Annotated in this window: 26 protein-coding genes and 1 riboswitch; of the genes, 21 read left to right on the top strand and 5 right to left on the bottom strand. The window is 69.3% G+C overall.

Annotated features, from left to right (window positions below):
* Positions 1-370: 370 nt before the first annotated feature.
* Both AB7M35_RS19035 and AB7M35_RS19030 read left to right on the top strand, forming a co-directional pair.
* Complete coding sequence (locus AB7M35_RS19035) at positions 371-1609, top strand: sensor domain-containing phosphodiesterase (RefSeq protein WP_453961998.1); 1239 nt, start codon at positions 371-373, stop codon at positions 1607-1609.
* On the top strand, positions 1609-1779 hold the full coding sequence (locus AB7M35_RS19030; protein WP_453961997.1) for a hypothetical protein: 171 nt from the start codon (positions 1609-1611) through the stop codon (positions 1777-1779). The genes AB7M35_RS19035 and AB7M35_RS19030 overlap by 1 nt, the downstream gene beginning before the upstream one ends.
* A 19-nt stretch (positions 1780-1798) precedes the next feature.
* Here AB7M35_RS19030 and AB7M35_RS19025 read toward each other — a convergent pair whose 3' ends face one another.
* From AB7M35_RS19025 to AB7M35_RS19015, 3 genes are all read right to left on the bottom strand, one after another.
* On the bottom strand, positions 1799-2497 hold the full coding sequence (locus AB7M35_RS19025) for a TIGR00266 family protein (RefSeq protein WP_453961996.1): 699 nt from the start codon (positions 2495-2497) through the stop codon (positions 1799-1801).
* A 187-nt stretch (positions 2498-2684) separates the two neighbouring features.
* Positions 2685-3074 carry a RidA family protein gene (locus tag AB7M35_RS19020; RefSeq protein ID WP_453961995.1) on the bottom strand — a complete coding sequence of 130 codons (390 nt, stop codon included), beginning with the start codon at positions 3072-3074 and terminating at the stop codon, positions 2685-2687.
* Positions 3075-3079: 5 nt separating this feature from the next.
* Positions 3080-3400 carry a hypothetical protein gene (locus tag AB7M35_RS19015; RefSeq protein ID WP_453961994.1) on the bottom strand — a complete coding sequence of 107 codons (321 nt, stop codon included), beginning with the start codon at positions 3398-3400 and terminating at the stop codon, positions 3080-3082.
* A gap of 75 nt (positions 3401-3475) precedes the next feature.
* On the opposite strand from AB7M35_RS19015, the gene AB7M35_RS19010 reads away from it, so the two are divergent.
* From AB7M35_RS19010 to AB7M35_RS18935, 16 genes are all read left to right on the top strand, one after another.
* The gene (locus tag AB7M35_RS19010) at positions 3476-3796 is read left to right on the top strand and encodes a recombinase-like helix-turn-helix domain-containing protein (RefSeq protein ID WP_453962571.1); all 321 of its coding nucleotides are present in this window, start codon (positions 3476-3478) and stop codon (positions 3794-3796) included.
* A 31-nt stretch (positions 3797-3827) separates the two neighbouring features.
* Positions 3828-4877, top strand: coding sequence for a Rieske 2Fe-2S domain-containing protein (locus AB7M35_RS19005; protein ID WP_453961993.1), 1050 nt, complete (start codon positions 3828-3830; stop codon positions 4875-4877).
* Between the two features lie 21 nt (positions 4878-4898).
* On the top strand, positions 4899-5525 hold the full coding sequence (locus tag AB7M35_RS19000; RefSeq protein ID WP_453961992.1) for a pentapeptide repeat-containing protein: 627 nt from the start codon (positions 4899-4901) through the stop codon (positions 5523-5525).
* A gap of 46 nt (positions 5526-5571) precedes the next feature.
* Positions 5572-6351, top strand: a complete 780-nt coding sequence (locus tag AB7M35_RS18995; protein ID WP_453961991.1) for an ABC transporter ATP-binding protein — start codon at positions 5572-5574, stop codon at positions 6349-6351.
* Between the two features lie 27 nt (positions 6352-6378).
* Positions 6379-7371 (top strand): ABC transporter substrate-binding protein, encoded by a 993-nt coding sequence (locus AB7M35_RS18990; RefSeq protein WP_453961990.1) that lies wholly within the window; start codon positions 6379-6381, stop codon positions 7369-7371.
* 71 nt (positions 7372-7442) lie between these two features.
* Complete coding sequence (locus AB7M35_RS18985; RefSeq protein ID WP_453961989.1) at positions 7443-8243, top strand: ABC transporter permease; 801 nt, start codon at positions 7443-7445, stop codon at positions 8241-8243.
* Between the two features lie 160 nt (positions 8244-8403).
* Positions 8404-9270, top strand: coding sequence for an alpha/beta fold hydrolase (locus AB7M35_RS18980; RefSeq protein WP_453961988.1), 867 nt, complete (start codon positions 8404-8406; stop codon positions 9268-9270).
* Positions 9271-9343: 73 nt separating this feature from the next.
* Positions 9344-10258: a VOC family protein gene (locus tag AB7M35_RS18975; protein WP_453961987.1), complete on the top strand. Its 915-nt coding sequence runs from the start codon at positions 9344-9346 to the stop codon at positions 10256-10258.
* A gap of 4 nt (positions 10259-10262) precedes the next feature.
* On the top strand, positions 10263-11054 hold the full coding sequence (locus AB7M35_RS18970) for an SDR family oxidoreductase (RefSeq protein WP_453961986.1): 792 nt from the start codon (positions 10263-10265) through the stop codon (positions 11052-11054).
* Positions 11020-12726, top strand: a complete 1707-nt coding sequence (locus AB7M35_RS18965) for a thiamine pyrophosphate-binding protein (RefSeq protein ID WP_453961985.1) — start codon at positions 11020-11022, stop codon at positions 12724-12726. Before AB7M35_RS18970 ends, AB7M35_RS18965 begins: the two co-directional genes overlap by 35 nt.
* Before the next feature lie 3 nt (positions 12727-12729).
* Positions 12730-13563, top strand: a complete 834-nt coding sequence (locus AB7M35_RS18960) for an aspartate dehydrogenase (RefSeq protein ID WP_453961984.1) — start codon at positions 12730-12732, stop codon at positions 13561-13563.
* A 9-nt stretch (positions 13564-13572) separates the two neighbouring features.
* A complete protein-coding gene (locus tag AB7M35_RS18955; protein WP_453961983.1) occupies positions 13573-15066 on the top strand; it encodes an aldehyde dehydrogenase in 1494 nt (497 codons plus the stop codon).
* Between the two features lie 44 nt (positions 15067-15110).
* A complete protein-coding gene (locus AB7M35_RS18950; RefSeq protein WP_453961982.1) occupies positions 15111-15863 on the top strand; it encodes an SDR family oxidoreductase in 753 nt (250 codons plus the stop codon).
* A gap of 31 nt (positions 15864-15894) precedes the next feature.
* Positions 15895-17166, top strand: a complete 1272-nt coding sequence (locus AB7M35_RS18945; protein ID WP_453961981.1) for an FAD-dependent oxidoreductase — start codon at positions 15895-15897, stop codon at positions 17164-17166.
* Positions 17167-17168: 2 nt separating this feature from the next.
* Positions 17169-17639, top strand: coding sequence for a flavodoxin domain-containing protein (locus AB7M35_RS18940; protein WP_453961980.1), 471 nt, complete (start codon positions 17169-17171; stop codon positions 17637-17639).
* A 121-nt stretch (positions 17640-17760) separates the two neighbouring features.
* Positions 17761-18546, top strand: a complete 786-nt coding sequence (locus AB7M35_RS18935) for an IclR family transcriptional regulator (protein ID WP_453961979.1) — start codon at positions 17761-17763, stop codon at positions 18544-18546.
* A 129-nt stretch (positions 18547-18675) separates the two neighbouring features.
* Here the strand turns inward: AB7M35_RS18935 and AB7M35_RS18930 are convergent, their stop codons facing one another.
* Positions 18676-19626 (bottom strand): cupin domain-containing protein, encoded by a 951-nt coding sequence (locus AB7M35_RS18930; protein ID WP_453961978.1) that lies wholly within the window; start codon positions 19624-19626, stop codon positions 18676-18678.
* Positions 19627-19727: 101 nt separating this feature from the next.
* On the opposite strand from AB7M35_RS18930, the gene AB7M35_RS18925 reads away from it, so the two are divergent.
* Entirely contained in the window at positions 19728-20621 is an 894-nt protein-coding gene (locus AB7M35_RS18925; RefSeq protein WP_453961976.1) for an IclR family transcriptional regulator, read from the top strand.
* A 68-nt stretch (positions 20622-20689) separates the two neighbouring features.
* Here AB7M35_RS18925 and AB7M35_RS18920 read toward each other — a convergent pair whose 3' ends face one another.
* Positions 20690-21580: an IclR family transcriptional regulator gene (locus tag AB7M35_RS18920; protein ID WP_453961975.1), complete on the bottom strand. Its 891-nt coding sequence runs from the start codon at positions 21578-21580 to the stop codon at positions 20690-20692.
* A 325-nt stretch (positions 21581-21905) separates the two neighbouring features.
* Between AB7M35_RS18920 and AB7M35_RS18915 the strand changes: the two genes are divergently transcribed.
* Both AB7M35_RS18915 and AB7M35_RS18910 read left to right on the top strand, forming a co-directional pair.
* Complete coding sequence (locus tag AB7M35_RS18915) at positions 21906-23048, top strand: FAD-dependent monooxygenase (protein WP_453961974.1); 1143 nt, start codon at positions 21906-21908, stop codon at positions 23046-23048.
* A 57-nt stretch (positions 23049-23105) separates the two neighbouring features.
* A riboswitch (FMN riboswitch) is annotated at positions 23106-23286 on the top strand.
* A 161-nt stretch (positions 23287-23447) separates the two neighbouring features.
* Positions 23448-23882 carry a 6,7-dimethyl-8-ribityllumazine synthase gene (locus tag AB7M35_RS18910; RefSeq protein WP_453961973.1) on the top strand — a complete coding sequence of 145 codons (435 nt, stop codon included), beginning with the start codon at positions 23448-23450 and terminating at the stop codon, positions 23880-23882.
* The last annotated feature ends 2 nt before the right edge of the window (positions 23883-23884 follow it).

The raw sequence follows: 23884 nt of genomic DNA, 5'->3' as shown, positions 1-23884 counted from the left end.
GTGGAAGATACACGCCGGGCAGACATCCGGATCCCTTATATCGGTGTTCGGTATATGGACGTGCGTGGGCCGAAAGATAAGAGGCGGATCCCCGAATGCGTCCGCACCATCCGGGAATCGCGGGCGACAGCCGGTGGCGCAGCTCAGCGTTTCGGTCATTGGCTTTCACCGCTCCAAACCCCACAATGTGGGAGACGGCGGGAATGCGGGGCCCCGGTCGACCGGGACGACCTTTCGCTGAAGGTGGGGACATTGCCCACCCTTCCCGATGACCCGGCGGAAGGGACCGCGGGTCCGCGGCCACATGCACCGAAATGCGGTCAGCCCCGGAATCCTGGCGGCCTGGCAGCCTTAACGACGAGGGACGAGTTTGGCAGAAGCTGGCGCAACCCAAACGCCGCTCGCCCGGAGCATGGTCAACCTGTTCACCGCCGATGCGGACAGGACGGTCCCCCGCAGCGAGTCCGTTGGCCGCTCGCTGGAGGTGATCCGCAAGCACCTCGGGATGGATGTCGCCTACGTTTCGGAATTCGTCGGCGACCGTTCGGTGTTCCGCGAGGTGGACGCGCCCGGCCTGGACGACCTGATCAAGGTCGGCGATTCCAAGTCGCTCGATGACGTCTACTGCCGCCACATCCTGGCGGGCACCCTGCCCGAACTCATTCCCGACACGTCGGCCAACGCGTTCGCGGCGACCCTGCCGATCACCGGGGCGGTGCCCATCGGCGCGCACCTGAGCGTGCCGATCCGCCTGTCCGACGGCACCTGCTACGGCATGTTCTGCTGCCTGAGCTTCCATCCCGACCCGTCGCTGAACGCGCGCGACCACAAGATGATGACCGCGTTCGCCGAACTCGCCGCCTTCGAGATCGAGCGCGAGGTCGGGGCCGAGCAGAAGACGCGCGAGAAGCTGGCGCGGATCGAGGCCGTTCTGGAGGACGGCCTGTTCACCATGGTCTACCAGCCGGTGGTCGACATCCAGAACGACCGCACGGTCGGCTACGAGGCGCTGTGCCGGATTTCGGCGGAACCGCTGCGCACGCCCGACCTGTGGTTCGCCGAGGCCGAGGAGGTGGACCGCCGCGAGGCGTTCGAGATGGCCGCGATCGGCGCCGCGACGGCCATGTTGCCGGCGCTGCCGGACGGGGCCTTCCTGGCCATCAACGTCTCGCCAACGACGGTGCTTTCGCCACAGCTCGACGCGGTCCTGCGGGACCTGCCGGCCGACCGGATCGTGGTGGAGATCACCGAGCACATCCTGATCTCCGACTACGACGCCATCCGCGCCGCCCTGGCGCCGCTCCGCGCGCGCGGGATGCGCATCGCGGTCGACGACGCGGGCGCCGGCTACTCCAGCCTGCGGCACATTTTCCGGCTCGAGCCGGACATGATCAAGTTCGACATGAGCCTGACCCGCGACATCGACACCGACCCGGTGCGCCAGGCGATGATCGGGGCCCTGGTCGGCTTCGCGGCGGAGACGGGAAGCTCCATCATCGCCGAAGGCGTGGAGACCGCGGCGGAGCTCGCCTGCCTGCGCCGGCTTCGTGTCGGCGCCGCCCAGGGCTACCATCTCGGCCGGCCCGCCCCGCTCGGCGGGACAGCCTGATGATCGCCATCGGATGTCTCGCGCCGCTGATCCTGGGCGTGGCCGGTGGCCTTATCGGCCACTGGTACGCCGGCTATCCGGGCATCCCGTGGGGGCTCGGGATCGGCTTCGGGATCGGCAGCATCGGCCTCGGCGCCGTCGCCTGGGTGCTCGCCAAGATGAAGGCCTGAGCGCGCGGGCTCCGCGCCGTCAGTGATGCTCCCCCGACGGCAGATAGGGACGCAGCGCGTGGGCGAGCTTCACCGGCGTGAGCGACTGCAGCCAGACCTTGCCCGGTCCCCGCAGTCGGACGAGAAACAGCCCGTCGCCGCCGAACAGCATGTTCTTCACGCCGCGCACGGTGGTGATCTCGAAGGAGACGTTCTCCTCGAACATGCCGACGTGAGCCGGATGGACGAGAAGCTCCTGCCCCGCCTCAAGGTCGTAGCTGACGATCTCGCCACCGAGTTCGACGAAGGCCGCGCCGGAGCCCGACAGCTTCTGCAGGATGAAGCCGTTGCCGCCGAACAGGCCGGACCCGAGCGACTGCTGCACGCCGATCGACAGCGACAGGCTCTGGCTGCCGGCCAGGAAGCCGTGGCGGTGGATCAGGTAGCCATGGCCCTCGCGGACCTGGGTCTGGACGATGTTGCCGGGGACGGTGGCGGCGAATGCAACGAAGCCCTCGCTCCGCTCGGCCGTGAATTCGGTCATGAACAGGCCGCCGCCGGCCACCGCCCGGCCGAGCGCGCCGAACAGGCCGCCGGCCCCGCCGGTCGCGGTGGTGGTGTGCATGGCGATGTTGGCCGTCATCCACGACAGCCGATCGGGCTCGGCGAGGATCGTCTCGCCGCCCTCCAGGGTGATGGTCAGGACGGGGAGCGTCGAACCGGTGATCTCGCTGCGCATGGGGGAACCTCGCTGTGCGCGCCTGGGGCGATGGCAAACGGTGGGTCGAGGCCGGCGCCCTGCGGTCGACGGGATCGACGCGGGGAGGAAAGCAGGAATGACGGGGCCAGGCAACGCGGAAGCGCCCGCCCGGCGCGCATTTCAGCGGCGCCGGGCAAGGCCTCGGCTCAGTGGCCGAGGGCTCCGATCAGAGATGCGCGATGGCGTCCACCTCGACAAGCAGGCCGTCCTGGATGAAGCCGGACACCTGCAGGAACGTCGAGGCCGGGAGGTGGGTGGTGAAGACCTCCTTGCGCGCGACGCTCACCTCGGCGCGCCGGCCCATGTCGGTGACGTAGATCGTCAGCTTGACGATGCGATCGGCCGAACCGCCGGCGGCGGTGACCAGCGACACGGCACGGCGCAACGCCTCTCGGGTCTGCTCCAGCATCGACGCGCCGCCGACGATGCCGTCGGGGCCGCCGGCGTGCATGCCGGAGACGTAGACGACGTTGTCGGCCACGACCGCGTTGGAGAACACCCCCGGCGGCGGCGGCGGAACGTCCGGCGCGCTCACGTATCGGAAGTCGGCGGCCATGGGCGCTACTTCCCCGTCTTCGCCTTCCACTCGCGCGTCAGGCGCTCGCGGACCGGCACGAAGTCGTAGGTCGGGAAGAACTCGGTGGAGAACACGCCCCAGGCCCGGCGTTCCAGTTCCACGTTCACCTTGGGCAGCAGGTCCGGCGGCATCCGCAGCGTGACGATCTGGCCGATGCCCATCACCACGTTCCATGAGAGGATCTCGACGCCTTCGGGGGGAAAGCCCGTCCACCACTCCTGGTCGCCGAGGTGATCCTGGATCTCCTCGAGATTTTGCGACTGGTCGTGCCTGAGGAAGACGGTGAGCATGATCTGTCCGCCCATAAAGTCCCACTTTCCGCCGATCGGCTTGTTTGGAAAAGATGTTGCCTGGATACCAATCTTGCGCCACTATGGCAAATGACGAACGCATCGTTCTTATATGAACACACTCGCGAACACCGTGTCCGGAGGCATCCGATGCAAGATCCCGCCCTCAGCCACCAGTCACGCGGACGGCCGATGACCGAAGCGGAATCCGCCCTCGCCGCCGACCTCGAAGACATCTATGCGCGCGGCGTCCACGATTTCGAAGCCGTCGTCGCCGAACTCAACGAAAAGGGCACCAAGCGTCCCTCCGGCGACAGCGGCGCCTGGACCCTCGCCTCGTTCGAAGCGGAACTGAAGGCGATCAACGCGTCCCACGATGCCGCCCACGCCGAGCACGGGATCGGCGCCTGACACCCGCACCCACGAACCGGGGATGAGAGCCATGACTGCCACCGTTTCAGGCCGCGACGCCGTCGACGACTACATCAACCGGGGCCTTCGCGGCCTCTGGGCTCCGATCTGCAAGTCGGTGCAGGTAAAGGCGGGCAAGCCGTTCGGCACCAAGATCGCCGGCGAGAACCTGGTTCTCTGGCGTGACGGCGACGGCAAGGTGCACTGCATCGAGGATTTCTGCCCCCACCGGGGGGCCAAGCTGTCGCTCGGCGTCGTCCAGGACGGCAACGTCGCCTGCCGCTATCACGGCGTGTCGGTCGACGGCAGCGGCACCATCGTCCGCGTTCCGGCGATGCCCGAGTGCGCGCTGGAAGGCCGCCGCCCGCTGAAGAGCTACGAGACCGCCGAGTGCGCCGACGCGGTGTTCATCTACCTGCCAAGCGCCGACCAGCCGGAGGCCCCGGCCTTCAACCCGCCGGAAGAGTTCGTCAACGGCGAGTGGGAAGCCTTCCCGTGCATGGTGCGCTGGGACTGCAGCTACCGGCTGTCCCTCGACAACGCCGCCGATCCGATGCACGCCAGCTACCTGCACACCGACAGCTTCACGCTGGCCTACGGCGCCAAGCAGGACACCATGCGCCTGGAGCGCACCGACACCGGCTTCGTCATCGAGCGCGTCGCCCAGAAGGGCGTGAACCTCGATGCCACCGAGGTCGTGGTCGAGCCGGGCTCGATGTTCTTCCGTCTCGACATCCCCTACCCGAACGGCGCCGGCCCGGGCGGTCCGTTCCGCATCATCGGATTCGCCGTCGCCATCGACGAGCACACCCACCACTCGTTCTTCTGGCGCTGCCGCCAGGTGCAGGGTCTGGCCGCGGAATCCTGGCGGTTCCTGTATCGCGCCTTCCTGGAGGAACGGCACTGGTTCGTGCTGGAGCAGGACCGGGTCATGCTGGAATCGATCCCGGAAGACGCCCGCAAGCGCGAGATGCTCTACCAGCACGACATCGGCGTCTCCCGGCTGCGCCAGATGATGGTGCGCAAGGCCAAGGAACACCTGAAGGCGCAGGACGCCGCCATCGACCAGAAGTCGGCCTGAGCGGGAGCCGATGCAGCCGCGATGACGCTCGCAGCCACCGACAGCATCATCGACCTGCTGCGCGCGCCGTTCGTGGCGGGCGCCGCCGAGGACCTGACCGGCCGCGTCATCGACGAGCCGCTGAGCCTGGCGGGCCTGGACGTCACCAGCGTCGACTTCACCGGCTCGGTTTTCCGCGGCCCGGTGAACGCCAGCGGCGCGCGCTTTCGGGGACTGGCCTGGTTCCGAAACTGCACGTTCGAGGCGGGAGCGGACTTCTCGGGAGCGGAGTTCTGGCACGACGCGCGCTTCGACGGCAGCAGCTTCGGCCGGGACGCCAGCTTCTCCCGCTCCGAGTTCCGCGGCACGCTGGTGCTCGACCGGGCGGTCTTCGAGCAGGCGGCGTTCCTGGACCGCATCCAGGTGCTCAGCAACCTGTCGATGGACCGCACGACGCTGAACGGCCCCGCCTCGCTGGAGGGCGCGGAGATCATGGGCGGCTTCTGGTGCAACGCGACCCGCTTCAAGGGGCGCTGCAACGCCGCCGGCATGGAAGTGCACGGACGCACCTGGCTGCGCGGCACCCGCATCGCCGAAGCCGCCACCGGCGGCGACGGACTGACCTCGCTGATCGGACAGATTCACTCCTACGGATACCTGTGGAGCTGATGCCCGCCCCACGCCTCCCCTTGGCCTCCAACCCCAACGGTTCGCGATGACATCAAGCCTCGAGCTCAGAGACATCACCAAGGTCTTCCCGGACCGGAAGACCGGCCACCAGGTCACCGCGGTGACCGGCATGTCGTTCTCCGTGAAGCCCGGAGAGCTGGTCGCGGTCGTCGGGCCTTCGGGCTGCGGCAAGAGCACCATCCTCAACATGGTGTCCGGCCTCTACGGCCCGACCGAAGGACAGGTGCTGATCAACAACGAGCCGGTGCGCTCCACCCGGTCCGACGTCGGCTTCATGCTGCAGAAGGACCTGCTTCTGCCCTGGCGCAACATCGTCTCCAACGTCGAGTTCGGCCTTGAGGAGAAGCCGATGACGCGCAAGGAACGCCGCGAGCGGGCGCTGTCGGAGCTGCAGCGCGTGCGGCTGGCCGACTTCGCCTTCCACTATCCCCACCAGCTTTCCGGCGGCATGCGCCAGCGCGCCGCGCTCGCCCGGACGCTGGCGATCGACCCGGAGATCGTGCTGCTCGACGAGCCGTTCTCCGCCCTCGACGCGCAGACCAAGGTGGTCCTGCAGAAGAGCTTCTCGACGACCATCGCGGAGACCGGCGTCACCTGCCTGCTCATCACCCACGACCTGCAGGAGGCCGTCATCATGTCGGACCGCGTCGTGGTGCTGTCCGGCCGGCCGGGCACCGTGGTCGACGAGTTCGCGATCGAACTGCCGCATCGGGACGACCCGATGGCCCGCTCGATGGAGAGCGGGACGCGCGACTACGTCAAACGCCTGTTCGATACCCTGCACTTGGAAGATCAAGCCGCGTGAAGCGGCCCCAGAGGAAGGACGATTGACATGACATTCGAACGCTTTGCCCGGACCATGCGGCGGGCCGTCACCGTCGCGGCCGTGTCCGCGATGATGACCAGCGGCGCCATGGCGGCCGAGAAGATGGTCTACCTGTTCCCGGCCCCCGACTTCCTGCCGGCGTTCACGCCGTTCCAGGTGGCCAAGGCGAAGGGCTACTACGCCGACGCCGGCCTCGACGTCGACTTCCGCATCGGCAAGGGCGGCGCGGACGTCGCCAAGCAGGTTGCGGTGGGCAACGCCGACCTCGGCGGCGGCATCGGCGACACGCCGATCATCGTGCGCGCCAACGGCCTGCCGGTGAAGGGCGTGGCGCTGCTGGGCGGCAAGGCGCTGACGCAGATCGTCATCCGGAATGATGCGGGCGCCACCGACATGGCCTCGCTGAAGGGCAAGAAGATCGGTGTCATGGCCTTCCAGGACACCACCTACTACAACCTGCTCGCGGCGCTGCAGTCGGCCGGCCTGTCCAAGGAAGACGTCGACATCCAGGCCGTCGGCCCGGCCGGCATGGTCCAGCTGATGATCTCCGGCGACCTCGACGCGATCTCCGGCACGCCCGACTGGGCCGCCTCGATCGAAGGCGCCGGCGTCGACCTGACCATCCTGCCGATCAACGACATGTTCCCGGCGATGGCCCAGGCGATCCTGTCGTCCGACGACACCATCAAGAACAAGCCGGAGCTGGTGCGCGGCTTCGTGCAGGCGACCCTGCACGGCCTGCGTGACGTGATGGAGGATCCGGAAGGTTCCGCCAAGCTGCTGGCCGAGAAGGTCCCGCAGTTCTCCGGCAAGGAAGCGTTCCTGACCGAAGTCATGAAGCGCTACACGGACCTCGTCTACTCGGTCGACGACATGAAGGACCTGGGCAAGTTCGATCCGGAGCGCGTGAAGGCCGTCGAGGACTTCTACCTCCAGGCCGGCATCATCACCACCGCGCCGCCGCTCGACGACCTCTACACCAACGAGTTCGTCGATTGACCGACCACTCCACCATCGATGCAACGCGCGCCCCCGGCTTCGGGGGCGCGTCCGGACACGGAAGGTTCAAGATGGCAAGCCTCCTGCGACGCGCCGTTCCCAGGTCATCCACGGCCGGGCCCGAGCTCGCCATCATGATCGCCGTGGGGATCGTGGTCATCGCCGCGTGGGAGTTCCTCCCGCCGCTGTTCGACGTCCCGAAATACATCATCCCGACCTTCTCGGAGTGCCTCAGCGAATTCTTCCGCATGGTGCAGCAGGAGGAGCTGGGCAAGAATTTCCTGTCGACGACCGTGACGTCGATCATCGGCTTCGTGCTCGGCAGCGCGCTCGGCGCGGCCTTCGGCTACCTGCTGGGCCTGTCGAAGCTGTGGGAACGGGTGCTGTCGCCCTACATCCTGGCGCTGCAGATCGCGCCGAAGGTGGCGTTTGCGCCGCTGTTCATCATGTGGTTCGGCTACAACGCGCTGCCGAAGCTGCTGGTGACCGTGCTGATCGTGTTCTTCCCGATCCTGGTCAACGTGCTGCAGTCGATGAAGACGGTCGATCGCGACCTCATCAACCTGGCGCGCGTCTACAACATGTCGCGGCTGAAGATCTTCTGGAAGATCGAGTTCCCGTCGTCGATGCCGTCGCTGTTCGCCGGCCTCCGCATCGGTGCGACGCTGGCCGTGATCGGCGTGACCGTCGGCGAACTGGTCGGCGGCAACACCGGTCTCGGCTTCCTGATCACCTACGGCGAAGGCCAGGCGAACACCGCCATGGTGTTCAACGCCATCGGACTGCTGACGGTGATCGGCATCATCCTCTACTTCGCCGTGGCGGGCATCGAGAAGCGGGTTCTCCACTACCTCGACCGCGACGACGGCTGACCGGTCGCCGCGGTCCCTTGGGGCCGCGGTCGGTTCCGACGATCGATGAGGACATGCGCCTGCATTTCGTTGACACGCCAGGCGGCCAAGCGTAATCTGTTTTTGAACATAACGTTCAATAACGAACACTTCGCCGAGCGCCAGACGGGAGGATGTCGTGATGGCCGAGCAGAACGCGAACATCGACACTCCGGGCGTCGCGCTGGCGACGTCAGCCGGGATTTCCTTCCTGCGCCGGTCGGCGGCCGGCGCCGCGGTGGTGTTCCTGCACGGCATCGGCTCGCGGGGCGCATCGTTCCTGCCGCTGATCCCGCATCTTCACGCCGACCTCGACCTGATCTTCTGGAACGCGCCCGGCTACGACGCCTCCGCCCCTCTCGCCGAGGAATGGCCCACCGAGGAAGCCTACGCCACCGCCCTGCTCCGCCTCTTCGACGCCCTCGGGCTGGACCAGGTGCTGCTGGTCGGCCACTCGCTGGGCACACTGATCGCGGCGCGCTTCGCCATGCGCCACGGCGACCGGCTGAGCGGACTGGTGCTGTCGGAATGCGCCGCCGGCTACGGCGTGCGCGTCGGCGACACGCTGCCGGAGAAGACCCAGGCGCGTATCGACGCCCTGGAGGAGCTGGGCGGACCGGAGTTCGCTCGGACCCGGGCGGCGCGGCTGGTCCACGACCCGAAGGGGCGGCCGGAGGCGGTCGCGGCCGTCGAGGCGGCGATGGGCGCCGTCACGATGCCCGGCTACGGCCAGGCGGTGCGGATGCTTTCGTCCGGGCGGCTCGCCGAGAGCCTGGCGGAGGTCAGCGTTCCGACGACGTTCATCTGGGCCGAGGGCGACGTCGTGACGCCGGAAGCGCAGACGCTGGCGGCGATCGAGGCACGGTCGTCGAACGGCGCCGACGAGGTCGACTATCACCAGATCGCCGACGCGGGGCACGCGGTCTATCTGGAGCAGCCGGCGGCGTTCGCATCCGTGATCGCGAGCGCGCTTGCCGCCGCGGAAACCCGGGTCCGGGTAACGAGCTGAAACGTATCGACCGGGTGCCCGCGCCCGGACGGACAGGCCCTTGCGCCAGCCGCGGGGGACACAGGAGGTGACGATGACTGAGCCATTGAGAGCCGGACACCTGCGCGGGATCATGATGCGCGCGCCGGCGATGACCGCGACGGTGGACTTCTACGTGGACTCCTGGGGACTGTCGCTCGCCAAGCGCGGCGACGGCGTCGCCTACATGGCGGGCACCGGCTCGGAGCCCTTCCTCTACGGCCTCAAGGACAGCGACACCTTCGGCATCGAGTACATCCACTTCGGCATGCCCGACCGCGCCGCGATGGACGCCTTCTACCTGCAGGCCGTCGAGCGCGGCGCCACCGCGGTCGCCGCTCCGGCGCCGTTCGAGGACGCGATCGGCGGTTACGGGTTCGAGATCCTGGACCCCGACTTCCGCCGCCTGCGCTTCACCACCGATCTGGAGATGAAGGCCTCCGAGGACCAGTTCGCCCTGCCCCGCAAGGTGTCCCACGTGGTCCTCAACACGCCCGACATGGAGGGCGTGCGCGACTGGTACTGCGAGACGCTGGGCTTCCGGGTCAGCGACTATTCGGCCGACCAGATGGTGTTCCTGCGCTGCAGCAAGGACCACCACTCGATCGCGCTGGTGCGGGCGCCCTATGCGAGCGTCAACCACGTCGCCTTCGAGATGCCGAACATCGACTCCTTCATGCGCGGCATCGGCCGGATGAAGCAGAAGGGCCAGGTGCCGAGCTGGGGCCCCGGCCGCCACGGCCCGGGCAACAACCCGTTCGCCTATTTCGTCTCGCCGTCGGGCTTCGTCATCGAGTTCACCTCCGAGCTGGAGCAGATCGACGAGGCCACCCACGAGCCGAAGGTGTGGTCGCGCAGCGATCCGGATTCCATGGACCGCTGGATGACCGCCGGACCGCCGACGCCTGCCCAGCGCGCCGTGATGATGGGCCGCCCAGACCCGGGTTTCCGCGCGCTGAAGCAGGGCTGAGGGCATGGATCTCGGCCTCAACGGCAAGACCGCCGTGGTCACCGGCGGCAGCTCCGGCATCGGGCTCGCCACCGTGCGGCTGCTTCTGGAGGAAGGCTGCAACGTGGCCTTCTGCGCGCGCGGCGCGGAGCGGCTGGAGGCGGCGAAGGCCGACCTCGTTGCCTCCTTCGGCGAGGAACGCATCCTCGCCGAGGCGGTGTCGGTGCTCGATCCTGAGGCCTTCGGCGGCTTCGCGGGCCGCGTGCTGGCGCGCTTCGGCGGGGTCGACATCCTGATCAACAACGCCGGCCAGGGACGGACCTCAACCTTTGCTTCGACCACCGACGAGGCGTGGCGGGAAGAGCTGGAGCTGAAATATTTCAGCCAGATCCATCCGATCCGCGCCTTCACCGAGCCGCTGAAGGCGAACGGCCACGGCGCCATCGTGGCGGTCAACTCGCTGCTGGCCCACCAGCCCGAGCCGCACATGGTCTGCACCTCCTCGGCACGGGCCGGCATCCAGAACCTCCTGAAGTCGCTCAGCGTCGAGCTCGCCCCCAAGATCCGGGTGAACTCGATCCTCGTCGGCCTCGTCGATTCCAACCAGTGGCAGCGCCGCTTCGAGGCCCGGGACGACCAGTCCCAGTCCCGCGAAGCGTGGTTCGCCGACCTCGCCACCAAGAAGAACATCCCGCTCGGCCGGCTCGGCCAGGCGCAGGAGGCCGCGCGTGCGCTCGCCTTCCTCGCCTCGCCCGCCGCCTCGTACATCACAGGAGCACACCTTGAGATCTCAGGCGGCATCTCGCGTTTCGTTTGACGAGCCGGCGCTCGACACCCTTCCGGACACCGTCGGTGGCCAGATCGCGCGCGCGCTCGCCGAGATGGGCGTCACCACGGTGTTCGGTGTCATCTCCATCCACAACATGCCGATCCTCGACGGCATTGCCGAGCAGGGGCGGATCCGCTTCGTGCCGGCGCGCGGCGAGGCCGGCGCCATGAACATGGCGGACGCCTATGCGCGCGTGTCCGGCGGGCTGGGCGTGGTGCTCACGTCGACCGGAACGGCGGCCGGCAACGCGGCCGGCGGCCAGGCGGAAGCGCTGACGGCGGGATCGCCGATCCTGCACATCACCACCCAGGTCGATCTTTCCCACGCCGACCGCGACCGCGCGCCGATCCACGACGTGCCGAAGCAGCCGGAGATGCTGAAGGGCATCTCCAAGGACTATTTCCGCATCTGGGACGCGGCCTCGGTGATCGGCACGCTGTCGGCTGCCTGCTCCGCGGCGCTGAGCGCGCCGACCGGGCCGGTGAGCATCGAGGTGCCGGTGGACGTGCAGCGCATGGCGCCGGCGACCACCGCGCGGGCCTATCCGCCGGTGATCGTGCGGCCGCTCGCCTCCGACGCTGCCCTCGACGAGCTGGCCGAGCGGGTGAAGACCGCCCGGCGGCCGCTGCTGTGGCTCGGCGGCGGCGCGCGCGGCGCGGAGGCAGAGGCCACCGAGCTCGTCGCCCGCGGCTTCGGCGCGGTGACCAGCACCACCGGCCGCGGCGTCGTGCCCGAGGACAACGCCGCCAGCCTCGGCGCCTTCAACATGACGCGCGAGGCGGAGGAGATCTACGCCAGCTCCGACCTGATGATCGTCGTCGGCTCCAAGCTGCGCGGCAACGAGACCCGCGACAACAAGCTGCCGTTGCCGCGCCAGCTCGTCCAGATCGACGCCGACGCGGAGCGCTGCGGCAAGAACTACCCCGTCGAGCAGTTCCTGCACGGCGACGCCGCCGACACGCTGGCGCGCCTCCTGGAGCGTCTGCCGGCGAAGCTCGACACCGACCCGACAATGCCCCACGACATCGCCTCGGCGCGGGCCCGCGCGGAAGGCGCGCTGCGCGAGCGGCTGGGCCCCTACCAGATCGTCGCCGACCACCTGCTCGGTCGGGTGCAGGCCGGCCGCCATCCCTGGGTGCGCGACGTGACGATCTCCAACTCGACCTTCGGCAACCGCTACGTGACCGTGGCCGCCCCCAACCTCGGCGTCCACGCCGCCGGCGGCGGCATCGGCCAGGGCATCGCCATGGGCATTGGCGCGGCACTCGCCTCGCCCGACGCCAAGGCCGTGACGCTGCTCGGCGACGGCGGCGCGATGCTCGGCATGGCCGAGCTGATCACCGCCGTCGACGAAAGCGCGAACGTCGTCTACCTGCTGATGAACGACGCCGCCTACGGGGTGATCCAGAACATCCAGGACGCTCAGTATGGCGGCCGCCGGCACTATTCGGCGCTGAAGACCCCGAACTTCGCCAAGCTGTGCGACGCCATCGACATGCCGCATGTCCGCATCGACACCATCGAGGCGTTCCCGGACGCCTTCGACGCGGCGATGAAGGTCGCCGGGCCAGTGGTGCTGGAAGTCGACATGGTCGCCATCGGCCCGTTCGCCGAGGCCTTCGCGGGACCGCCGGCGGGTGCCGCCGGAAAGGCGAACTGACCCATGGCCATGCAACGCCTCGGCATCATCGGCTACGGCAACATCGCCGCCGCCCTCCTCGACGTGCTCGCCCGTGACGGGCGGGCCCGTTTCGAGGCGGTGGCCATCCTGACGCAGGCGGGGGCGGCGGGCGCCGCCGAAGCCGCCCTCGGCGCAAAGGCCTCGGTGCTGGCCGACGCCGTCAGCTTCCACGACACGGTGGAGGGCTTCCTCGCCACCGATCCCGACCTGACCATCGAGTGCGCCGTCCACGAAGTCGTGCGCGAGGTGGTGCCGCAGGTGCTGCGCGCCGGCTGCGAGACGGTGATCGTGTCCATCGGCGCGCTCGCCGACGCGGCGACCTCTGACGCGATCGCCGATGCGGCGGCGACCGGCAAGTGCCGGGCGGTGCTCATCCCCGGCGCGATCGGCGGCATCGACGCGCTTGCGGCGGCGAAGATCGCCGGCATCGAGGAGGTGATCTACACCGGTCGCAAGCCGCCCGAGGCATGGCGCGGGACCCCGGCCGAAACCCTGGTCGATCTCGACGGGCTCGCGACCGAGACCGTGTTCTTCACCGGCAACGCCCGCAAGGCAGCCACCGACTATCCGAAGAACGCCAACGTCGCGGCCACGCTGGCGCTCGCCGGCGTCGGCTTCGAGCAGACCCGGGTGCGGCTGATCGCCGACCCGGCCGCGACCGGCAACATCCACGAATACGAAGTGCGTTCGGCGTCGGTGAACTTCACCATCCGGCTCGAGGGCAAGGCTTCGCCGGACAATCCGAAGACGTCGGTCTCGACCGTCTACAGCGTGGCGCGCGAGGTGCTGAACCGCGTCGCGCCGATCGCGATTTGAGGAATGACGATGTCTGACGCGACCTACGACCTGCCCGACGGCCGCCTGTTCGTCGGCGGCAAATGGGAGACCGGTTCCGGCGCGGAGATCGTCTCGACCTTCTCCCACGACGGCTCCCTGAACCGCCGCCTGGCCGGCGCCTCGCGCGAGGACGGCGAGCGCGCCATCGCGCGCGCCAAGGCGGCCCAGGCCGACCCGGCGTGGCGCGACCTGCTGCCCCACGAGCGGGCACGCTACCTGACGCGGATCGCCGACGGCATCGAGAAGAACATCGACCGGATCTCGTTCGTCCAGACCCGCGACACTGGCAAGACGCGCGGCGAGACCACCGCGCTGGCGATGTCGGCGGCCGGCACGTTCCGCTATTTCGCCGCCGTTCTGGAGACCTCCGACGAGGACCTGACGACCCGGCGCGGCGCCTACCTGACCATGTCGGTGCATGAGCCGATCGGGCTGGTCGGCGCGATCACGCCGTGGAACTCGCCGATCGCCTCGGACGCCCAGAAGGTCGCCCCGGCGCTCGCCGCGGGCAACGCCGTGCTGCTGAAGCCCTCCAGCTGGTCGCCGCTGGTGTCGCTGGAACTGGCGCGCATCGTGGAAGAAGCGGGCCTGCCGGAAGGCCTGTTCTCCGTGCTTCCGGGCTCCGGCCGGGAGATCGGCAACCTGCTGGTGGAGCACCCGGCGATCGGCCGCATCTCGTTCACCGGCGGCACCGACACCGGCCGCCGTATCGGCGAGCAGGCCGGCCGCAAGCTGATGCCGATCTCGCTGGAGCTGGGCGGCAAGTCGCCGACCATCGTGTTCTCCGACGCCGACATCGACCAGGCGGTGGCGGGCGTGCTGTTCGGCATCTTCTCCTCCAGCGGGCAGTCGTGCATCGCCGGCTCCCGTCTGTTCGTCGAACGCGCGATCTACGATGGCTTCGTGAAACGGCTGGTGGCCGCCACCGAGCGGCTGGTGGTGGGCTCGCCCTTCGATCCGGCGACGCAGGTCGCCCCCCTGGTGGGCTTCGAGCACCGCGAGGCGGTGGAGGCCTACATCGCGCTCGCCCGCGAGGAAGGCGGGACGGTCCTCACCGGCGGCGAGCGGCCGACGGGTGCGGACTACGACGCCGGCGCCTACCTGAAGCCGACGATCATCGCCGGGCTCAGCAACCAGAGCCGCACCTGCCGGGAGGAGATCTTCGGACCGGTGCTGGTGGTGCTGCCGTTCGAGGACGAGGCCGACGTGATCGCCCAGTCGAACGACAACGACTATGGGCTGGCCTGCGGCATCTGGACGAAGGATTTCCCCCGGGCGTGGCGGCTGGCGCGCGCCATCGACGCCGGCACGGTCTGGATCAACACCTACAAGCAGTTCTCGATCTCGACGCCGTTCGGCGGCGACGACGCGAGCGGCATCGGGCGCGAGAAGGGCCGGCAGGGCCTGCGCGCCTACCAGCGCCAGAAGGCGGTCTATCACGGGCTGGGCAACGAGCCCCTGCCCTGGGCGAGGCTCGCCTGACCATGGTGACGGACAGCGAACTGGCAGACGGAAGCGGAGCACGCATGATCCTGGAAGGACGCATCATCGTGGTGACCGGCGCGGGCGGCGGGCTTGGCCGCGCGGTCTCGCTCGACTGCGCGCGCAAGGGCGCCACCCTGATCCTCGCCGACCTGGACGAGGCGCGCTGCGCCCAGACGGCCGACGCGGTCGCGGAGGGCGGACATTCCTGCGAGGTCCACGCCCTCGATCTGGGCGACCCCGCCTCCATCGACCGCTTCGCGGCGACGCTCGCCGGCGCGCGCGACCACATCCACGGGCTCGTCAACAACGGCGCCATCGCCACCGGCATCGGCGGCGTCGGCTTCCGCGACGTCACCATCGACACCTGGGACGCGGTGATGCGGGTGAACGTGCGCGGCACATGGCTGATGACCCGCGCGCTGACGCCGTTGCTGGCGGCCTCCGGCAGCGGTCGGGTGGTCAACCTCGCCTCCGACACGGCGCTGTGGGGCGCCCCGAACCTGATGCCCTACACCGCGAGCAAGGGGGCGGTGATCTCCATGACCCGCTCCATGGCGCGCGAACTCGGCCCCGACCGGATCGGCGTGACCGTGGTGGCGCCGGGGATCCTGACGACGCCCTCGACTGAGTACGTGCCGGAGCAGCGCCACAAGCTTTACCAGGATGGCCGCGCTGTGCCGGGGCCGCAGTCGGCCGAGGACGTGACGGGCACGATCTCGTTCCTGCTGTCGACCGAGGCGCTGACGCTGACCGGCCAGACGCTGCCGGTGAACAACGGGTTCGTCTTCAACTGAGCCGTTTCACTTCGGCGGAAAGGATGCGTTCGTGACACTGCAGATCGCCATCGTCGGCGCCGGACCGTCCGGGTGCTATCTCGCCCAGGCGCTCGGCAAGCTGCGCGACGATCTCACGATCGACCTGATCGACCGCCTGCCGGTGCCCTACGGGCTGGTGCGCTACGGCGTGGCGCCCGACCACCAGGGCACCAAGGCGGTGGTGCGCCAGTTCGCGCGGCTGTTCGAGCGCGAGGGCGTCGGCTTCGTCGGCAATCTCCGGATCGGCGATCCGGAGCACGGCGCCGACCTGACGCTGGCGGAGCTGCGCGCGCTCTACGACGTCGTGGTGCTCGCCACCGGCCTCTCCGCCGACCGGACCCTCGGCATCCCCGGCGAGGAGCTGGAAGGCGTCCACCGCGCCGGCACCCTCACCCGTCACTGGAACGACCATCCCGACGATGCCGGCGTCGTGCCGGCGCTTGGCGAGAAGGTCGTGATCGTCGGCAACGGCAACGTCGCCATCGACATCCTGCGCATCCTGGCCAAGCAGGCGGACGAGTTCCACGGCTCCGACTTCGCCGACCATCACACGGCGCGGCTTGCCGACTGCGGCATCCGGACCATCGACATCATCGGCCGCTCCCCGGCGGCCGAGGCGAAGTTCGATCCGGTGATGATCCGCGAGCTCGGCAAGCTCGCCGGCGTGCGGATCGTCGTGGAGGACCTGGACGCGCCGGCCGAGGGCGAGGACAAGCGCCTCGCCGCGCTGCGCGAAATCGACGGCCACGGCGCGGCGGACGCCGCGAAGACGGTGACGTTCCGCTTCGGCTGGGTGCCCGAGCAGGCCACCGGCAACGACGGACGCGTGCGCGAAGCGCACTTCCACCGGGCCGGCGGCAGCGGCGAACTGGTGCTCGCCTGCGACAGCCTGATCACCGCCATCGGCTTTGCCGACGACCGCGCCATGGACCGCGACGGACTGATCGCCCGCGCCGCGGACGCCGAAGCCGGCGCCATCGAGCCGGGCCTCTACCTTGCCGGCTGGTTCAAGCGCGGACCGCGCGGCACCATCCCGGAAAACCGCGCCGACGCCCAGGCACTTGCCAAGCGTATCGCCGCCGACCTGGACGCGGCACCGCCGGCCGGCGGCAAGCCGGGTGCGACCGCGTTGCGCGCGCGCTTCGACACCGTCACCGACTATGAAGGCTGGCTGCGCATCGACGCCGCCGAGACCGCGGGCACTCCCGAAGGTCGCACCCGGCGCAAGCTGACGCGGGTGGAGGACATGCTCGCAGCCGCCAAGAGACAACTGGAGACATGACGATGGACATCACCATCCTCTACGGCACCGAGACCGGCAACGCGGAGATGCTCTCCGAGGACATCCAGTCGCATCTGGAGGGCAGCCACGACGTGGAGCTGTCCAACCTGTCGGACTTCGACCCGTCCTCGTTCGACGCCGGCCGCTTCTACATCGTCGTCTGCTCGACCTATGGCGACGGCGAGCTGCCCGCCTCCGCCCAGCCGTTCGCCGAGGCAATCGAGGCGGCGAGCCCCGACCTTTCCGCCATCCGGTTCGCCGTGTTCGGCATGGGCGACAGCGAATACGCGGACACCTTCAACCACGGCTCCAAGCGGATGGAGGAACTGCTCGCCTCGTACGGCGCGACCAAGGTGGGCGAGCGCATCACCCACGACGCCTCCGGGCCGGACCTCGCCGAGGACGTGGCGATGGACTGGGCCGACGCGCGGATCGCCGAGGCGGAGGCGTTGTTCGCCGGTTCCGACGCCTGAGGCAACCGGCGCTCACCCTGCCGCGGCCCGGCGACCTTCGCGGGCCCGCTCCTCTCCCCACTTTTCCTCGACCAGCGGGGACGCTACACCTCGGGGTTGGTGACGGCGCAAGAGGGGATCGATGGAGCAAGAGAAGGTGACCGCCTACGAGGTGCCGCCGGTGCGCCGCGCCATCGCCGTGCTGAAGTACATCGGCGCCGGCAACACCTGCGCGAACATCTCCAAATCCGCCAAGGAACTCGGCATCAACCGGACCACCCTGATCCGGCTCCTGCACACCCTGCGGGAAGAGCGGATGATCGAGGAGCGCGACGAGAACACCGGCTTCCGGCTGGGGCTCGGGCTGATCGGGCTGGCAACCGAATCCATGAACGGCCGCGACGTGATCCAGATCGGCCGGCCGCGCCTTGCCGCCCTTGCCGAAAAGACCGGCCTGTCGGCGCACCTGGGCGTGCTCGACGGCCACGACGTGGTCTACCTGGTGCGGGAATCGCCGAACGCGCAGCTGGTGTCGAACGTGCGCCAGGGCACCCGCCTGCCCGCCCACGCGACCACCATGGGCCGTATCCTGCTCGCCCACCTGCCCGAGGCCGAAGTGCGCGCACTCTACGAGGGCGAGCCGATGCCCGGCTACTCCGACAAGACGGCCACCAGCTTCGAGGCGCTCACGGCGCAGATCGCGGCCGACCGCGCCGCCGGCATCGCCTGGAGTGCTGCCAACTTCGAGGAAGGGATCGGCTCGTGCGCGTGCGCCGTTTTCGACCACCGCGGCCGGCCCGTGGCGGCGATCAACGTGTCCGGGCCGGACCGGATCTTCAAGCAGGGCGACGAGGCCCGCGAGCGCATCGGCGAGGCGGTCAAGGCGACGGCGCGCGACATCTCCGACCGGCTGGGCTACGCGCCCTGAGCATCACCGGAAACGCCGCCGGCCGCGCCGCCACGGACCCGCTCCCGACCCAATCAAGGTGACTGGATCGGGAGGCTGAGGGCTCGGGGCAACGCGGCCGGCGGAATGCGCGGCGGGCTGTCGGGCCGATCAGGCCTTCTCGTAGACGACCGTCTCCGGCTTGGCGTCGCCGACGATGTACCAGACGGTGGCCGCGCCGGCGCTGTTGTTGCGGAACCAGTGGGGCTGGCCGGCCGGCGTCTTCAGGAGATCGCGCGGGCCGAGTTCGACCTCGACGGTCTTGCCGTTCTCTTCCCAGCCCACCGTCAGCGAGCCCTCAAGCACCAGGAAGGCGTCCTCGACCTCCCGGGTGAACGGCTTGACGCCGACACCGGACGGCACGCCCAGCATTTCCTTGCGGCAGGTGTCGTGATCGACGCCGCCCGGCCCGACGTAGACCTTGCGGGTGAAGCCGGCGTCTTCCCAGTGGGTCTCCAGCTCGTTGTGGCGCACCACGTACTGGGCCATCAGCTGCTGCAGCGGATGGGCGCCGTTGCGGTCGAACGGCAGCGTCTTGCCGGGCTCGGCGCCGAACGAGCGGGCGAGCTCCGCCGGGTGCTCCTTCGGGTGGTAGTGGTAGACCGGCGGCAGCGGCTTGCCGACGTCGACGGAGATCGACATCAGGACCGGCTCGACGCCGTCGTTGCGGAAGCCATGGCCGATCTCGCGGGCGTTCAGGATCATGTCCTTCGGGCCGAGGCGGACCTCGACGACCTCGCCATCCTTCTCCCAGCCGACGATCAGCGCGCCGTCGATGATCAGGAAGGATTCCTCGATCTCGTGGGAGTGGCAGGCCGCGTACTTGCCCGGCTCCTTGTAGATCAGGCTGACGGTGAAGTGGTCGGGCTTCAGGGTCGTGGTGTCGCCGACCTTCGGCGAACCGCCAGCGCCGATGTAGCGCATCTGGGCGCGGGCGAGATCCGCGAAGCCGCGGTTGCTGGGAAAGGCGTCCCAGTCGAACGACTTGTCGACGAAGCGGCCGACCTGGGCGTGCATCCGCGCCTTGAGATCCGACGACGGGGTGACGGTCTGGATGTTCATGGGGATCCTCCTCGGTCCTGACCTCGATGACTTGAGGAGAGACTAGCGCCGGTGCGTTTTGCATGCCATATCGTGTTTTACATGCAAAACATGAGACCGTGATGACCCGCTCCGAAAGCTCCGCTCCCGCCTCAGCCGACGAAACCGTGGACGACGCCCAACCCACCCTCGGCGACCCGACCGACATCGACGAGGCAAAGGACCGCTACATCGTGCCGGGACTGGTCCGCGGCCTGCAGGCGCTGAAGGCGTTCACCCCGGAACGGCCGAACCTCAGTCTCAGCGAGATCGCGGAGCTGCTGGGCACCAGCCGGTCGGCCGCCTTCCGCACCGTCTACACGCTCTCCCACATGGGCTGCCTGCTGCACGACAAGCGCACCCAGACCTACGCGCTCGGACCGGCGGTGCTGCGGCTTGGCTATGGCTACCTGGCGACCCGGGAGCTGGTGGAGGTGGCCTTCCCCGAGCTGGAGCGCCTGCGCGCGGAGACCGAATGGTCGGCGCACATGGGCGTGCTCGACGGCACCTCGGTGCTGTACGTGCTGCGCCTGCCCGCCCCGCACCGGCTGTCGAGCATCGTCCAGGTGGGCTCGCGGCTGCCCGCCCGCAGCACCACCATGGGGCGCGTGCTGCTGGCCGACCTCGACGAGCCGACGCTGGTCTCGCTCTACCGCTCGGAGGCGAAGGAGACCGGCAACGCCAGCCCGCAGACCCTCTCGGGGGTGCTCGCCCAGTGGCGCGACGACCGCGGCCGCGCGCACGTGTCCCACGTCGGCGACTTCGAGGCGGGCATCGCCAGCATCGCCGCACCGGTGCGCGACATGACGGGACGGGTGGTGGCGGCGATCAACCTCTCGGCGGCGGCCACGCCCGAGAACGTCGCCGAACTGGACGGGGGCCTCGCCGCGGCCATCACGCGGACGGCGGAGCGGGTCTCCACCCTGCTCGGCTGGCACGCCGATCCCCACGCCAAGCGCGCGGCCCGCACGGCCTGACGCCGCCCGGAAGCACGGGACGATTATCAGCCTGGAGGGTCTTCCGCGCGGGGCAGTCTCTCAACCGCTCAACGCAGCGAGTCAGTCGCGACCCGTTGCCGATCCTGCGTCCTCGTCGGGGCGGAGGCAGCTCCAGTCACCGGTCGGTCGGGACGGTAGCCGAGCGAGGCGCTGATCGCCTCCGCCGCGGCACGCAGCCCCGCCTCGATCTCGGCGACCCGACCGTTGCGGGGCGCGAAGGCCGCGTCCGGACCGCTGACGTTGACGGCGCCGGCCGGCCGGCCGTGATGGTCGAACACCGCGCAGGCGCACGATCCGATCCCGAGTTCGAAATTGGCGACGCTGCGGGCGATGCCGAGCGCCCGGTCGCTGTCGAGCTGGGCCGTGAGGGCCTCCAGCGTGGTCGCGGTCTTCGATGTGAAGGAGGCCAGATCGGCCTCGGAATAAAGCGCGGCCAGCTCGGCCGGGGACAGCTGCGCGAGCAGGATGCGGCCCATGGTGGTGGCATGAGCCGGCAGCCGGGTGCCCTCGCGGACGTTGGAGACGAGCTGGGCGTTGGGCGACTGGCGGGCGAGATAGACGATCTCGCGGCCGTCCAGCACGGCAAAATGGGCCGACAGGCCGAGATCGCGGACGAGGCCGGCCAGCACCGGACGGGCGAGCTGGACCACGTCGCGCGCGTTCAGCGCGTCGGCGGCGAGCGCCAGGAAGCCTGGACCGAGGCGGTAGCCGCCGCCGTCGTCGATCTCCTCCACCAGCCGTTCCGCCTGCAGCGTCGCGATGAGCCGGATGAAGGTGGTGCGGTTGATCCCCAGTTCCTTGGCCGCCTTGGAAACATTGCGGCAGCGGTTGCCGGCGGCGACGTAGCGAAGCAGCGCCAGCGCGCGCTGGACCGGCGGGACCGAATAGGTCGCGGCGCCGGTTGCCTCGTGCGCGTGCCGGTCGTCGGAAGTGTCCATCGGGTTCGCCCAGAGACCGGCGGCGGACGCGGCCGGATAAGGAAATCGAAGAACCGGGAGTGGCCGGCGCATGCGGCGCGATTCCCGAACGCGGGATCGACCGGAAGGGGCCCTCCGATCGTTCATATACTGAACACTATGTCATTTTGTGAACAGCCGAACAAGTCGCAGGGACTGACCGAGGCGCGTCGGAACGGCGGATGCGGGCTTGAAGGGCGACGGCCGGGCATGCGCCCCTGGTTCGCGGGGAGCGGTTGACCCGTCCTGGCGGGAGTGGCAAAATGAACATAGTGTTCAATATTGATCTACCGCAAAGGGGACGGGCATGGCGGGGCTTCGCATCGGGATTTGCGGCGGCGGCGTCGGCGGATTGTGCGCCGGCATCGCGCTCAGGCGCCTCGGCCACGACGTTTCGATCTTCGAGCAGACGGCGCGCTTCGGCCGCGTCGGCGCCGACATCAACCTGACGCCCAACGCCGTCCACGCCCTCGACGGGCTGGGTGTCGGCGACGCGGCCCGGGTGACGGCGGCGCGCCCCACTTTCCGCATCAGCCGCATGTGGGACACCGGCGAGGAAACCTCCCGGCTGCCGCTGAGCTCCGCCGCCGAGGAGCGCTACGGCGCCCCGCAGCTCACCATGCACCGGGCCGACCTTCTGACCCTCCTCACCGAACAGCTCGGCGCCGACGTCATCACCTTCGCCAGCAAGGTGGCCGCCGTGACCCGCACCGGCCAGGGCGCCACGATCGCCTTCGCCGACGGCAGCAGCCGCGACTTCGACGTGGTGATCGGCGCCGACGGCATCCATTCGGTGGTGCGCCACGCGCTGTTCGGCGCCGACGACCCGGCCTTCACGGGCCTGGTCTCCCACCGCGGCGTGTTCCCCCGCTCCCGCGCCGGCGACCTGCCCAACCTCGACGCCTTCACCAAGTGGTGGGGCCCCTCGCCCGAATACCAGATCGTCACCTTCCCGCTTACCCGCGGCGAGGAGATCTTCGTGTTCTCCACCACGCCGCGCACCGACTGGACCGAGGAAGGCTGGACGATCCCCGGCGACCTGGCGGCGCTGCGCACCGCCTACAAGGACTTCCATCCGGAGGCGCAGGGACTGCTTTCCGCCCTCGACGAGGTGACCAGCTCGGCGCTGCACATCCGCGAGCCGCTGGCCCACTGGTCGTCCGGCGCGATCACGCTGCTCGGCGACGCCGCCCACCCGATGGTGCCGTTCATGGCCCAGGGCGCCTGCATGGCCATCGAGGACGCGATCGTGCTCGCCCGCAGCCTCGACGGGGTCTCCTCCGAGGGCGTTCCGGCCGCGCTCGTCACCTACGAGCAGGCGCGGATGGCACGGACCGCGGAGATCCAGCGCTCGTCGCTCGCCAACGAATGGATGAAGAAGCAGGGCAACGCCGACTGGGTCTACGGCTATCACGCCTGGGACGTGGAGCTGCGGCGCCCGGCGGCGTGACGATCGCCGCGTCACGCGCAAAGCGATTGCCGAACGGCGCCGGACCGGCAATACTCGCGCCGTTCTCAGGGCGGGGTGAAACTCCCCACCGGCGGTAAGCAGCGATGCAAGTCCGCGAGCGCCCTGCGAGGACCGCGACGACGGGCTTCCACCTGCCGGTTCCGGTCCCCCGCAGGGGTCAGCAGATCAGGTGCGATTCCTGAACCGACGGTCATAGTCCGGATGGAAGAGAACGTGTGGTCTGCCGGTCGGGTCGCCCCCATCCCGCGTCGCGGATGCGGCCCCGAAGCCCGGGACCGTTCACGATGTCCGCGCGCCGCGCGGGTTTCGAGAGCGCTTCCACCGGCCAGGTCCGCATGTGATCGCCTTGGGTGACGTGTCGTCGCGAAAGGAGTTCACATGACGCCCACCCGCTACGCCTTCATCAAAGCCAACTGGCATTCCGACATCGTCGACCAGGCCCTGGAAGGGTTCCGCGAGGTGGTACCGGCCGCCGACGTGGACGTCTTCGACGTGCCGGGCGCGTTCGAGATGCCGCTGCTCGCCCGCGACCTCGCCCGCACCGGCCGCTACGCGGCGGTTGCCTGCGCCGCCCTCGTCGTCGACGGCGGCATCTACCGGCACGACTTCGTCGCCCAGGCCGTCGTCACCGGGCTGATGCAGGCGGGGCTGGAGACGGGCGTGCCCGTCCTCTCGGTGTCGCTCACCCCGCACCACTTCCAGGAAACGCCCCACCACGTCGGCATCTTCAAGGCCCACTTCGTGGAAAAGGGCCGCGAAGCCGGCCGGGCGGCGCTGGCGATCACCAGCACCCGGGCAGCGATCGCGGCTTGAGA

Source organism: Amorphus suaedae, from assembly GCF_053629675.1.
This window is presented reverse-complemented; position numbering and strand designations above follow the sequence as displayed.